The following is a 13,771-nucleotide window of genomic DNA, read 5'->3' on the forward strand; positions in this document are numbered from 1 at the left end:
TTATGGAGCATTTGCACAAAATGTTGTAGGGGCGGGCACAAAACCCGCCCCTACCGATATAATGAAATTCTTTTTGTGCATTTGCTACATAATATCGAAAAATTTAACCGCTGTTTTATACTTCAAACAACACGGGCGTATTTTCATTGATGTAGCAACAAACCTGCTGCCCTACATAAAAAGTTTCTACACTCTGAACATTGAGAATGGTCTGTTTAAACTGAATTTGGTAGTGGTAAAAATGCCCATAGAAATGTTGGCTAAGGATTTTTGCCTGTCCGTTTAGATCTGGGCGGAGTTGGATATGTTGTGGGCGAATCAGCCAATCTAATTTCGCTTTTTCAGCCACCGATTGCCCATTGGCAAGGCAAAGCGGGGCAGTAAAAATGTGCTCACCAAGCGGTGAAATAAGCCGATTGCCTTCTCGATGGCAAGGAAGATAATTGGTACTCCCTAGAAATTCTGCAACAAATTTGGTCGTAGGCGTGTGGTAAAGCTCTGTGGCAGTGCCAATTTGCAAAATCTGCCCTTGATCCATCAAAGCGAGTTTATCTGCAAACGCAAACGCCTCTTCTTTACTGTGGGTAACAAAAATGGCAGGGACATTTTGCTGTTTCAAAATTGCCTTAATTTCACTGATCATCTTCTGCCGTACTTGGCTGTCAATGTTAGAAAAGGGTTCATCTAATAAAAGTAAGCGAGGTTTGCACGCTAAGGCTCGGGCAATAGCAACTCGCTGTTGCTGCCCCCCTGACAGCTCGTGTGGGTAACGTGTCAGCAGTTCATTTAAGCGTACTAATGATGCCATTTCATCAATTATCTGTTGCTTTTCTGCGGGGGTTTTGCCATTTAGCCCAAAAGCGATGTTGTCCTGCACACAAAGGTGTGGAAAGAGAGCATAGTCTTGAAAAATTAAGCCAATCTGTCGTTTTTCTGTGGGGAGTGAGGTAAGTTCTTCACCATTTAGTAAAATTTGACCGCTTGTAATTGGTTGTAAGCCTGCAATCGCTTTGAGTAATGTCGTTTTGCCACAACCGCTTGCCCCCAGCAAGCAGAGAATTTCATTTTCCTGCACGGTTAAATGGAGCTGTTGCAGAATGGGCTGTGTGCCATAGTGAGCATTGAGGGCGTGAATTTGTAAGCTCTTCATTATTTGGTTTCCCTATGAGAAGTCAGCGAGCGGGTGAGCCACATCACGGGGATAAGCCCTACCAGCACAAGTGTAATGGCAGGGAGCGCCGCTTGCTCGAGTTGCTCGTCTGAGGTAAAGGTAAAAACGTGAGTAGCGAGTGTGTCAAAGTTAAAAGGACGAAGTAATAATGAGGCGTTGAGTTCTTTCATACTCTCAATAAACACCATTAAAAGTGCGGTCAAAATGCCCTTAGAAAGTAGCGGAAAATGGACTTTCCACAACATTTTCAAGCCGTTATAGCCTAATGTTCGGCTCGCCATATCTAATGCGGGGGAGATTTTGTTCATTGAAGTTTCAATGCTACCAATCGCCATTGCAGAAAAACGCATCACATAGGCTGAGACTAAGGCAAACATTGAGCCTGAAAAAATCAATCCAACAGGTGAAAGTCCAAGCCATTGGAGCAAGCGGTGCAAGAGGTGATCGGCTTGGGTATAAGGAATTAGAATCCCAATTGCCAGCACTGTACCAGGGACCGCATAGCCTAGACTGGAGAATTGTAACCCCAAACGTGCTAACCGTTGCTGATAGGGGGATTTTTGCCACATCAAGCGGTTAAAAAAATGCAAAAATAACGCAAAGACAACACATAAAAAGGCGGAGGTAAACGACACTAATAAGCTGTGAGAGGCATACTCCCAAAAACGGCGAGTGGCATTGAAATCAAAATAAAGGATCGCCCAGTAAATCAATTTTCCAAAGGGGATAAAAAATGCAATGCTCACCAAGCTCCAGCAATAGCCTTGAGCTAGCCATAATTTTAGCCCGTTTAACGGTTTGAGGGACTGTGTTTTTTCATAGCCACGCTGGTAGATTTTTTGGCGATGGCGGCTGTAACGTTCTAACATCAGCAAGCTGAAAATCATCAAAAGCATTAACAATGAGAGATGGCTTGCCGAGCCTAAATCGCCAAAACCGAGCCAAGTATCATAAACAGCGGTCGTCAGTGTTGGAACAGCAAAATAAGATACCGTGCCAAAATCGCCGAGTGTTTCCATTGCAACTAATGCCACTCCGACCATAATTGCAGGGCGGATGAGCGGAAAAATAACCTGACGAAATAACCGACTCCGGCTTGCCCCTAATATTTTAGCACTTTGCAGTAAATTCTCGGACTGCTCAACTAGGGCAACCCGTACCAATAAAAAGATATAAGGATAAAGCACTAACGCCAAGATAAAACACGCTCCGCCAAGGGTGCGAATTGCAGGGAAATAATAATCTTGAGCCGTTACCCAGCCGAATTGTTCTCGTAAAAAAGATTGCACCACCCCCGGATAATCAAGCAATGTTGTGTAGAGATAGCCAACCAAATAGGAGGGCATTGCCAGCGGAAGACAGAGTAGCCATTGCAATATTTTTTGTCCTCGAAACTGATAGCAGGAAACAATCCACGCACTCGGCAATGCTAAAAGCAAGCTCAAAATTACCGTGCCGAACATTAGCCATAGGGAGTTGAAAACGTAATCTGCCAACACCGTTTGCCAGAGATGTTGCAAATGTTGCCCATCGGCTTGCCCTGCTTGGTAAATAATGGCTGAAATAGGTAGCACAAAAAATAAGATGATCAAAAAGGCAATGAAATACCAAATTTTCGAGTGCAAAGAGGAGAAAAAATCACGCATTTTGGAAAGTCCAAAAGGCGACTTAACAAGTTAAGTCGCCTTTTTAAGCTGGGAAAATTAGAGATCAAATTTTACTTCGTCGATCAATTTTAATGCCTTGTCATAATTTTCTGCAATTTTTTCAAGTGGCATAGTATCCGCTTTAAAGCTTCCCCACGATTGTACTAATTCAGACGGCTTAATATCCGCTTTAATTGGGTACTCGTGGTTAAGTTGAGCATACAAGCCTTGTGCTTTATCACCGCTTAAGTATTCCACTAATTTAATGGCATTCGCTTTATTTGGGGCATATTTTGCAACCGCTACACCACTGATATTCATATGCGAACCTTGAGCTTGCTGATTTGGGAAGTTGATATACACTGCTTCCGCCCAACTACGTTGCTTCTCATCTTCTAACATTTTTCCAAAGTAGTAGCTATTACCTAGAGCGTAATCACATACCCCCTCTTTAATGGCTTTCACCTGATCACGGTCGCCACCCTGTGGTTTTTGAGCGAGGTTAGCTTTCAAACCTTCTAGGAAGCTTTTTGCTTTTGCCTCTCCATCTTGAGCAATCATTGAGGCGACTAAAGATACGTTATACGCATTTTTCCCTGAACGCACGCATACTTTGCCTTTTAATTCAGGTTTGGCTAAATCGTAGTAAGTAAAATCTGCAGGCAATTTACCCACACGATCTTTAGAGGTATAAATTGCACGAGTACGGGCGGTAAGAGCAAACCATTGATCATTAGAATCACGATATTGTGCGGGGATATTTTGCTTTAACACCTCACTTTGTACAGGCTGAGCCAAACCACTATTTACAATTTCCATCACACGGCTAATATCCACCGTGAGTAACACGTCCGCAGGGCTTAACTCACCTTCACGTTTTACCCGATCCACCAAACCTTTATCGGCAAAAATGAAATTCACTTTAATGCCGGTATCTTTCTCAAAGTCTTTTAAGATCGGTTCAATAAGGTAAGGTTGGCGATAAGAATAGATATTGACTTCATTAGCGGCTAAGGCAGAACCTGCTACAAAGGTAGAAAGTGTAAGGGCAAGTGCTGAGAGGGATTTTTTCATTGGTTTTTCTCCTAGTCTGAATTAACCGATACACTTTAAAAGTAAATTTAAATTTAGTCAATGAGAATTATTCTCACTATTTCAAAAGTGTGATATAGATCACATTTCAGGTGTGGCAAGCTTTATGATATGATAATCGCAATTTAAACGGTCTCTTTTCGCTAAGATTTTCGGACTATCTGGCTGTGCATATTGCCGAAATAAAAATAGTGCCGAAATAATATCACTTTTGCTAAATTTGAGCATTTCATCAATAAGGATACCTATGAGAGAAACGATTGTCGCCCAAGCCACTGCGCCAGGACGTGGTGGAATTGGTATTTTGAGAGTATCTGGACCACTAGCCGTAAATGTTGCACAAACTATATTAGGTAAATGTCCAAAACCTCGTATGGCGGATTATTTACCCTTTAAAGATACCGATGGTTCCGTTCTTGATCAGGGGATAGCTCTTTATTTTAAATCACCGAATTCTTTTACCGGTGAAGACGTACTTGAACTGCAAGGTCATGGCGGGCAAGTCGTTTTAGATTTATTGTTAAAACGAATTTTGCAAATTGAAGGGATTCGTTTGGCAAGACCCGGCGAATTTTCTGAACAAGCGTTTTTAAACGATAAATTGGATTTGGCACAGGCGGAGGCCATTGCCGATTTAATTGATGCCACCTCCGAACAAGCTGCGCGTTCGGCCTTAAAATCTTTACAAGGCGAATTTTCTAATAAAGTAAATGCGTTGGTGGATTCTGTGATCTATTTGCGTACTTATGTCGAGGCCTCGATTGATTTTCCTGATGAAGAAATTGATTTTTTGGCTGATGGAAAAATTGAAGCGAATTTACGCAGTATTATTGCACAGCTTGATGATGTATGCCGTGAGGCAAAACAAGGCTCGATTTTACGCGAAGGAATGAAAGTGGTAATTGCCGGTCGGCCAAATGCGGGAAAATCCAGTTTGCTGAATGCGCTTGCCGGTCGTGAAGCGGCAATCGTTACCGATATTGCCGGAACGACACGTGATGTATTACGTGAACATATTCATATTGACGGTATGCCGTTGCATATTATTGATACCGCAGGTTTGCGCGAAGCCGCAGATGAAGTGGAACGCATTGGTATTTCACGTGCTTGGAATGAAATAGAACAGGCGGATCGCATTATTTTAATGCTTGATAGTAGCGACACGGAAAACCTGGATCTTAATAAAGTGCGGTCAGAATTTTTAGCAAAATTGCCAACCAATATTCCGGTTACGATCGTTCGTAATAAAATTGATTTAACCGATGAACAAGAGGGCGCAAGCGAAGAAAACGGTTATCATGTCATTCGTTTATCTGCTCAAACACAAAAAGGCGTACAGTTACTCCGTGAGCATTTGAAACAAGCGATGGGTTTTCAAACCGGCATTGAAGGTGGTTTCCTTGCCCGTCGCCGTCATTTAGACGCATTAGAAAAAGCAGCGGAACATTTGCAAATCGGCTTGGTGCAATTAACGGAATTTCATGCCGGTGAGTTATTGGCGGAAGAACTACGTTTGGTGCAAGCTAATCTAAGTGAAATCACCGGGCAATTTACCTCAGATGATTTGCTCGGCAACATTTTCAGCTCTTTCTGTATTGGCAAATAAAGTCGGTTAATGGCATTTTATGATTGATTGCGCTTGGGTTTTCTATGGATGCTTTAGCAGCGGGCATTTCATTTGTTTTTTTAAATGTAAATATCATTGATGCCTTGTCGATTATCGGTGTAATGACTTTTTTAATTTCTTTCATCGGCGTAAAGAGCGGTCATTTTTTAGGGAGAAATTTTAAAAGAGAAGCTGAAATTTTTGGTGGCTTCGTATTGATGATAATGGGGATTGAAATCTTGTTTGAACACGGTGTTTTTTTACATTTTTAAATTTAATTCACTATAAATGTGCGAACTATCTCGCTTTCGATTATAATCTCGAAAATTTTGTTCTCTTTAAGGGTAAATATGTTTATTGAAAAAATGAATGGGGTGGCAAATACCAAAATTGCCAAATTTATTCTCGGTCTTATTACTGTTTCGTTCTTAGTCGGCGGTATGTCCGGTTATTTGTTTAGCTCAAATGATTCTTATGCAGCGAAAGTAAATGGTGAAACCATTTCTCAGCAAGAATTTATGAATCGCTATAATCAAGAATTTGAAGCTCGAGCAGCTCAAGAAGGCGAAGCCTTTTTAACGCAGTCCGATTTACCGGAATTTGTAAATGCACTGCGTCAAGGTTTAATCGATCGTTTGATTGATCAGGAATTACTTCGTCAATATGCAAAAGAACTCAAATTGAGTGTAAGTGATGAAATGATTAAACGTGCGATTGTGACGGATCCTAATTTCCAATCAAACGGTAAATTTGATAATACACTTTATCAACAGATTTTGGCTCAAAATCGTTTAAGTTCGGATGCTTACGCAGCTATATTGCGCAGCGCACTTACCCTTGAGCAAATGCAAAACGGTATTACAGACAGTGAATTTGTCGTCCCTGTTCAAGTAAAAGATAATGCTCGAGTTTTTTTCCAAAAACGCACGGCACGTTTAGCAATCTTGTCTCTTGCAGATGAAATGGCGAAACAAAATGTGAGCGAACACGAAGTTAAAGCCTATTATGATGCCAATCAAAAAGCCTTTATCCAACCGGAGCAGGTTAAAGTGCAGTATATTCATCTTTCCGGTGAAGAAATTGCAAAAGGTATTCAAGTGAGTGATGTCGAAATAGCACAGTATTATCAAGATAATAAAGCGCAATTTATGACTCAACGTTTATCACATATTCAATTCGCTAATGAACAAGACGCTCAAACGGCGTATCAAGAATTACAAAATGGTGCGAATTTTGCCGAGTTAGCGAAAAGCAGTTCAATGGATAAAATCTCCGGTGAAAATGGCGGTGAATTAGGCTGGGTAAACGCAAATGAATTACCAAAGGCTTTTGAAGATGCTGCGACAAACTTAGCAGTCGGTACTTATAGCGAGCCTGTTAATGTAGATGGTAATTTCCATATTATCCGAGTAGAAGAGCGTAAAGAAAAACCACTTTCTGAAGTAAAAGCTCAAGTAGCGGATTTAGTGCGTAAAAACTTATTAGATAATCGTTTCTATGCGATTGAAAAAGAGGTTCGCGAAAAGGCATTTGAAGACAGTAAATCTTTAGAGACAGCGGCACAGGCTGCCGGTGTGAAAGTGCTGGAAAGCGGCTATTTTTCGCGTAAAAATGTACCGGAAGAACTCAATTTTCCTAGTGTGATATCAGCCGTGTTTGATTCTGATATTGCGAATGGCGGTGCGAATTCCGAACCTTTAAATGTCGGTGAACAAAATATTGTGTTGGTGCGTGTATTGGATCACAAAGCAGAAGGTGTCAAAACTTTAGACGAAGCAAAAGCGGATATCAAGACTTTCTTAAAACGTGAAAAAGCGGAGAAAGCCTTAACTGCAATGGCAACGGAACTGGTAAAAAATTTACCGGACAATCCGAATAAATTGCCTTCAGGTGTTACTTTCAGCGCAGATCAAACCTTCACATTTACTGAAAATCAAGATCCTATTTTGCTCAATGGTATTTTCTCTATTCGAAAACCTGAAAATAGTAAAGTAGTCTATGAAGTAATACGTAACAATAAAGGTGATGTAATTGTTGCTGCACTCAATAAAGTAGAGCAAGGTGAATTAAACGAGCAAGAATTGACTCAATTTGGTGCGCAACTACGCCAAGCCGATCAGCTTGAACTACGTGGTCAACTGATGCAAGCCTTGCGTGAGAAAGCACAAATTGAAATCAATGAAAGCTTTATTAAACAAGAAGACGAAAATTAATTTTTAAAATTCAATTCCTCGATTTGCCCCTCCAAAAGTTAGGCTAAATGAACTTAACTTAATAAGGGGCAAATTTTTTATGTCCAAATATATCTAACCATTTAAACAACAAAAAAGTCAGTATTATGTAGCAGTTGCTACACCCAATAAATATTGGATATAGAATTCTCTTTGTGCAACTGCTACATAATACTGAAACAAGCGGTTGAATTCTATTTCACCCTTGCACAAAGATTACATCAATTTATCTTTGAAATTATAAATAGTAGTTCTCCGATGGATTACCCAATTCGGATCTGTGAGCCGCACCGGATTAGCTCCCCTTACCCAAAAAAAACAAATCTATTCCCCGAAATGACTCCGATGCAATATTGAATTCCAACCTTTTGCTAAGTTTTTTAAATTTGAACAAATCATTTATTTTGTGATGTCGATCACGGTAATTTTGAGTAATCTCACTTATAGTAGTTCCACATTTCTGAATGTAATAATATTGGGAGAAAAAAATGAACAAAGAAATGCAAAATAATGATGAAAATAATATTAGAAAACTGATTGTTGGCACTATTTCTCTCGTTTGTGCCATTGTTTTTTTTAGCGGATTTGCTAAAGATTTGTGGGGAGGAGTTTTTGATTTTGGTAAATTAACAGGGCATTTCCCGGACTGGTTGAAAACTTCTGGCGGAACAAGTGCAAAGGGTGGTTTTTTATTTGCATTAACCTTAATTCCTAGCGTAATGTTGGCGCTTGGCTTTATGGCTATTTTTGAACATTACGGTGCATTACTCGCAGCTTCAAAATGGCTTAGTCCTATTTTAAGGCCGTTAATGGGAATTCCTGGTGTCTGCTCTATTTCACTAATTGCCAGCACACAAAGTACGGATGCGGGTAGTTCAACCACAAAATTTTTACGTAATGAAAATAAAATAAGCCATAAAGAGCTATTGATTTTTGCTGCATTCCAATTTAGTGCAGGTGCTTTTTTAACTAATTTTTTAGCATCTTTTGCACCTTTATTAACAATAGCCGATAGTTTTGGCAATGTTCCTCCAATCTCTATTGCATTATGTTTAGGTATCATTTTGTTATTTAAAATCCTTGGAGCAAATTTAATGCGTCTTTATGTAAAAAATTTTGTGAAAGATGATGAGGTGGGAATATGAATCCAACAAAAAATGAAACTAAATTAATTACTGATATTTTTATTGAAGGAGCGAGAAAAGGTTGGAATATCGCAATTCATAGTACGCTACCTAATGTTTTAATGGCTTATGTCATCATCTATATTTTAAATACTTCGGGGTTATTAAAATTATTAGGCGAATATGTCGGTTTTATTATGGCTCCTTTAGGCTTGCCCGGTGAATCTATAGCAGTATTTTTAGCCGCATTCTTGAGTTGGGGCGGTGCCGCCGGCGTATTGGTTGCGTTGGTACAAGAAGGCACATTAAATGCTCAGCATATTGCTATTTTATTACCGGGTATGGCGTTGGTCGGCTCAACTATACAATATATGGGGCGTGTATTGGGAGTGTTAGGTGTACCCGGCAAACATTACTTAGTAATGTTTGGAATTTGCGTTATAAATGCTTATTTAGCAATGTTATTAATGAGATTTATAATTTAAAGGAGGAATATATGCGTAATGAACAATTAAAAAATTTTCTTACGGAGTTAAAGGAACTTACCGATATTGAAAGTCCAACGCATTGTATTGAAGGTGTTAATCAGGTTACTCAATGGTTTATCAAAAAAGCTGAGAGTTTAGGTTTAAGCCACCAAAAGATTGCGATGAACAGCGATAAAGTTGCTGACTGCTTACTCATCACTAATAACCCAAATGCAAGCCGATTTGATCTACTTTTTATCGCTCATATGGATACCGTTTTTCCGGTAGGAACAGGGGAAAAGGTACCGTTTAAATTAGATGGGAATCATCTTAATGCTTTAGGGGTGATTGACGATAAATCAGGGGCATTACTCAGTTTTTATCTATTACAAGAATTAGACCTAACTCGTTATAACATTGCAATTTACCTTAATTCACATGAAGAAACGGGCTCAATTTATGCCAAAGAAAGTATTCGAGAATATGCCCGTAAATCAAAATATTGTTTCGTTATGGAACCCGCTCGTGAAGATGGCTCAATGGTCGCCACTCGCAAGGGGCTGGTAACTTATGATATTGAATTTTATGGTGTTGCGGCACATGCGGGAAATAATCCGCAAAAAGGTCGTTCCGCATTAGTAGAAGCAGCAAATTTTGTTGTGGAATTCTCAAAACTCAATGATTTCGACATCGGGCATACTTTTAATTGCCTAATAACGCATGGCGGAACGGCGCATAATGTGATCGCCGATTTTGCCTCTTTAACCATTGAAATGCGCTACAAACACCCATCTTCCGTTGATTACTTTGAACAGCAATTGAAACGTATTTTAGAAAATCCATTCGTTGAGGGCGTAACGGCTAAGAAAATCTTAGTCAACAATGAGGCTCCAATGATTGATGAGGTATATTTACCAAAACTTAAAAAAATTTTTGATGAAGTCGGACAGTCTATGCAGATACCAACTAAATGGGTTGATGCCGGCGGATTAAGTGATGGAAATATAGCCGCTTCAGTAGGTTGCCCGACGATTGATGGATTAGGCCCTACAGGTGGCAATATGCACGCCAAAACAGAATATATGTTCGTTGATTCCGTCGTGCCTAAATGCAATTTAATTTTAGCTGTTATTGAAAAGCTATTTCAGAAATCAATGTAGGTAACATATTGTTTATAGTTATAAAGGGTTGATTCATTCTGTGATCTTTTTCTTCTTATGAGGAAAGGTGAATTGCAATCAAACCTGATTTCTGATAAAAAGTGCGGTAATTTTCAACCGCACTTTTTTCATTAATGAAAGGAAAGTTTTATGGCAGAAGAAACTATTTTCAGCAAAATTATTCGTAAAGAAATTCCCGCCGATATTGTTTATCAAGATGAACTGGTTACCGCATTTCGTGATATCGTACCACAAGCCAAAACCCATATTTTGATTATTCCGAATAAACTTATTCCGACAGTAAATGATGTTACTGAGCAAGATGAAATTTCCCTTGGTCGCTTATTTACCGTGGCGGCAAAATTAGCCGAACAAGAGGGTATTGCGGAAGAAGGGTATCGTTTGATCGTAAATTGCAACAAACACGGCGGACAAGAAGTTTTCCACGTTCATATGCACCTTGTCGGTGGTGAACCATTAGGAAAAATGTTGAATAAGTGAAGAATATTGGATAAATAATGAAAAAATCACTGATTCTTTTAAGCGCTTTTGTTTTGACGGCTTGTTCAAATTCCGGTTCGAATTTAGTTCATACTAATACTCCCATTTTGAATGTTGCGGCCGAGCTTGCGGCAAATGTTGAAGCGAAGGTGAGTTCAAATTCGGCATGGGTAAAAAATAAAAGAACTCAACCGATCAAGGTGAATTATCATCTTTTTTGGTATAACAACCAAGGTGTAACCCAAGTGTGGGAGCAACAACGTGAAAGTTTGTCGGGAAATTTACGTTTACAACCTCAAGAGCAAAAGGCGATTGAGTTAGCCAAGCCGACACCTGAAAGCACAAATTACCGCCTTTATTTACAATAATTATGTCTACGTTATTAATTGATCTTGAAAGCTATGCGCTAACTCAGGAAGAAATCGAATTACTGGAGCACCCTCTCGTTGCAGGCGTAATTTTATTTACACGCAATTTTCACGATCGCGAACAGATTCAAGCATTAGTAAAATCTGTACGTGAGCGGGTGAAAAAGCCATTACTTATAACGGTGGATCAAGAAGGCGGACGGGTTCAACGTTTTCGTGAGGGGTTTACCCAATTGCCGGCAATGCAAGCCTTTGCGACATTATCATCTGATTTGAAGCAACAACAAAATTGGGCTCGTGAAGCCGGTTGGCAAATGGCGGCGGAAATGACCGCACTTGACATTGATTTGAGCTTTGCCCCCGTATTGGATTTAGGGCATAGATGTCGTGCTATCGGTGATCGTAGTTTTGCCGATGATGTGCAAAGTGCGGTCAATTTAGCAAGCGTTTTTATTGATGGTATGCACCAAGCCGGTATGGCGGCTACGGGCAAACATTTTCCCGGACATGGACACGTGTTGGCGGATTCTCACCTCGAAACTCCGATTGACGAACGCCCTCAAGCAGAGATTTTCGATACAGATATTCTGCCTTTCCAACAATTAATTGAACAGAAAAAATTGGATGCTATTATGCCGGCACACGTAATTTATACCCATTGCGATAGCCAACCGGCAAGCGGTTCGGAATATTGGTTAAAGCATATTTTACGTGAAAAATTGAATTTTAATGGTGCGATTTTTTCTGATGATCTCGGTATGAAAGGTGCCGGATTTATGGGTGATTTTGTCGCTCGTAGCGAAAAAGCATTGAATGCAGGCTGTGATTTGTTGCTTCTTTGTAATGAACGCGAAGGTGTTATTCAGGTATTGGATCAATTAAAACTCAAAGAAAACCAACCGCACTTTCAACAACGTCAAACTCGTTTGAATGCTTTATTTAAGAAAAAATCTTTCAGTTGGGCAGAACTGACGAAAACACCACGTTGGTTAGAAAATCATAAAAAATTGACCGCACTTCAACAGCAATGGTTGGCAACCAAAGTATGATTTCTTGTCGTCATTATCAAACGGGGGATTGTCGTTCATGCCAATGGCTTGATATGCCTTATGAACGGCAGCTTTCTGAAAAAACAACGCATCTTCAAACACAGCTTTCCGACTTGAAATATGATGATTTAATATGGTTACCACCTTTTCAATCTTCACAAAAAGCATTCCGTAATAAAGCTAAAATGGTGGTAAGCGGAGCGGTGGAGCGTCCGATTCTCGGTATTTTGAAAAATCCCGATAACCCCCTAAGTGCGATAGATTTGTGTGATTGCCCGCTTTATCCTAAACATTTTCAAGAGGTTTTTCCTATCCTCAAGGATTTTATCGGACGAGCAGGGCTTGTACCTTACAACATAGCAAAGCAAAAAGGCGAATTAAAATATATTTTACTCACGGAAAGTATGGCGACGGGCAAATTAATGCTTCGTTTTGTCTTGCGATCTGAAAATAAAATACCGCTTATTCGCCGTGAGTTATCGGGATTATTAGCAAAATTACCGCAATTAGACGTAGTCAGTGTAAATTTACAGCCTCAGCACGCCGCTATTTTAGAAGGAGAAGAAGAGATCTTTCTGACCGAGCAGCAATTATTAGCAGAGAATTTTAATGGTGTGCCGCTGTTCATTCGTCCTCAAGGATTTTTTCAAACTAATCCACAGGTTGCTTCGGGATTATATGAAACCGCGCAACAATGGATAAAAGATTTGCCGATAACCTCGTTGTGGGATTTATTTTGTGGCGTGGGAGGCTTCGGTTTACATTGTGCAAAAGCATTGCAGAAAAACCGACTTCATTCTATTGAACTTACAGGGATCGAGATTTCTGCTTCTGCTATTTTCGCTGCACAAACATCCGCACAAAAATTATGCTTGCAAAATGTCAAATTTCAATCTTTAGATGCGGCAAATTTTGCTTTGAATCAGGATGAACGTAAGCCTGATTTGGTGATCGTCAATCCGCCACGCCGAGGTATTGGCAAACCACTGAGTGAATTTCTCAACGAAATGCGACCACGTTTTATTTTGTATTCCAGCTGCAATGCAGTGTCTATGGGAAAGGATTTACGACATTTAACCCATTATAACGCAAGAAAAATTCAACTCTTTGATATGTTCCCACATACAACGCATTATGAAGTGTTAGTGTTGTTGGAACGAACTTTCTGATAAATTAAGGCAGGCTATATACTCGCCTTAGTTTGTTTTTTTACACCGAATCTTCCTATAAAATTACCTCCGATATTTCTCTTATATTTCTTTTTAAATGAAAGTTAATTCGTTTTGATATTTAAAATGAAATAATTTCCTTTCGATTAAAAGATTTTTCTATTTTTGAGATCTTGATCACATTTTT

Annotated in this window: 13 protein-coding genes; 10 read left to right on the forward strand and 3 right to left on the reverse strand. The window is 39.6% G+C overall.

What is annotated here, in order from left to right; translation table 11 throughout:
- Positions 1-115 precede the first annotated feature (115 nt).
- Genes HEMROJRC1_RS08935 through HEMROJRC1_RS08945 form a run of 3 tightly spaced genes read right to left on the reverse strand, consistent with a single transcriptional unit; the run spans position 116 to position 3,891 of the window.
- Positions 116-1,150 (reverse strand): ABC transporter ATP-binding protein, encoded by a 1,035-nt coding sequence (locus HEMROJRC1_RS08935; RefSeq protein WP_226692581.1) that lies wholly within the window; start codon positions 1,148-1,150, stop codon positions 116-118.
- The gene (locus HEMROJRC1_RS08940) at positions 1,150-2,817 is read right to left on the reverse strand and encodes an iron ABC transporter permease (RefSeq protein ID WP_226692582.1); all 1,668 of its coding nucleotides are present in this window, start codon (positions 2,815-2,817) and stop codon (positions 1,150-1,152) included. Before HEMROJRC1_RS08940 ends, HEMROJRC1_RS08935 begins: the two co-directional genes overlap by 1 nt.
- Positions 2,818-2,874: 57 nt before the next feature.
- Entirely contained in the window at positions 2,875-3,891 is a 1,017-nt protein-coding gene (locus tag HEMROJRC1_RS08945) for a Fe(3+) ABC transporter substrate-binding protein (protein WP_226692583.1), read from the reverse strand.
- Between the two features lie 265 nt (positions 3,892-4,156).
- On the opposite strand from HEMROJRC1_RS08945, the gene mnmE reads away from it, so the two are divergent.
- From mnmE to rlmC, 10 genes are all read left to right on the forward strand, one after another.
- On the forward strand, positions 4,157-5,515 hold the full coding sequence (gene mnmE / locus HEMROJRC1_RS08950; RefSeq protein ID WP_226692584.1) for a tRNA uridine-5-carboxymethylaminomethyl(34) synthesis GTPase MnmE: 1,359 nt from the start codon (positions 4,157-4,159) through the stop codon (positions 5,513-5,515).
- 23 nt (positions 5,516-5,538) lie between these two features.
- On the forward strand, positions 5,539-5,787 hold the full coding sequence (locus HEMROJRC1_RS08955) for a manganese efflux pump (RefSeq protein ID WP_226692585.1): 249 nt from the start codon (positions 5,539-5,541) through the stop codon (positions 5,785-5,787).
- Positions 5,788-5,865: 78 nt separating this feature from the next.
- Entirely contained in the window at positions 5,866-7,728 is a 1,863-nt protein-coding gene (ppiD, locus tag HEMROJRC1_RS08960) for a peptidylprolyl isomerase (RefSeq protein ID WP_226692586.1), read from the forward strand.
- A 506-nt stretch (positions 7,729-8,234) separates the two neighbouring features.
- Entirely contained in the window at positions 8,235-8,891 is a 657-nt protein-coding gene (locus HEMROJRC1_RS08965) for a nucleoside recognition domain-containing protein (protein ID WP_226692587.1), read from the forward strand.
- Positions 8,888-9,355, forward strand: coding sequence for a YjiG family protein (locus HEMROJRC1_RS08970; protein WP_226692588.1), 468 nt, complete (start codon positions 8,888-8,890; stop codon positions 9,353-9,355). Before HEMROJRC1_RS08965 ends, HEMROJRC1_RS08970 begins: the two co-directional genes overlap by 4 nt.
- Before the next feature lie 11 nt (positions 9,356-9,366).
- A complete protein-coding gene (locus HEMROJRC1_RS08975) occupies positions 9,367-10,497 on the forward strand; it encodes a M20/M25/M40 family metallo-hydrolase (RefSeq protein ID WP_226692589.1) in 1,131 nt (376 codons plus the stop codon).
- Positions 10,498-10,647: 150 nt separating this feature from the next.
- Positions 10,648-10,998, forward strand: coding sequence for a purine nucleoside phosphoramidase (gene hinT, locus HEMROJRC1_RS08980; protein ID WP_226692590.1), 351 nt, complete (start codon positions 10,648-10,650; stop codon positions 10,996-10,998).
- Between the two features lie 17 nt (positions 10,999-11,015).
- Positions 11,016-11,366, forward strand: coding sequence for a DUF1425 domain-containing protein (locus HEMROJRC1_RS08985; RefSeq protein ID WP_226692591.1), 351 nt, complete (start codon positions 11,016-11,018; stop codon positions 11,364-11,366).
- Positions 11,367-11,368: 2 nt separating this feature from the next.
- Positions 11,369-12,415, forward strand: a complete 1,047-nt coding sequence (gene nagZ, locus HEMROJRC1_RS08990; RefSeq protein WP_226692592.1) for a beta-N-acetylhexosaminidase — start codon at positions 11,369-11,371, stop codon at positions 12,413-12,415.
- Positions 12,412-13,584, forward strand: a complete 1,173-nt coding sequence (gene rlmC, locus HEMROJRC1_RS08995; protein WP_226692971.1) for a 23S rRNA (uracil(747)-C(5))-methyltransferase RlmC — start codon at positions 12,412-12,414, stop codon at positions 13,582-13,584. Before nagZ ends, rlmC begins: the two co-directional genes overlap by 4 nt.
- Positions 13,585-13,771: the final 187 nt, after the last annotated feature.

This window comes from Rodentibacter sp. JRC1 (assembly GCF_020521555.1).
GTDB lineage: Bacteria > Pseudomonadota > Gammaproteobacteria > Enterobacterales > Pasteurellaceae > Rodentibacter > Rodentibacter abscessus.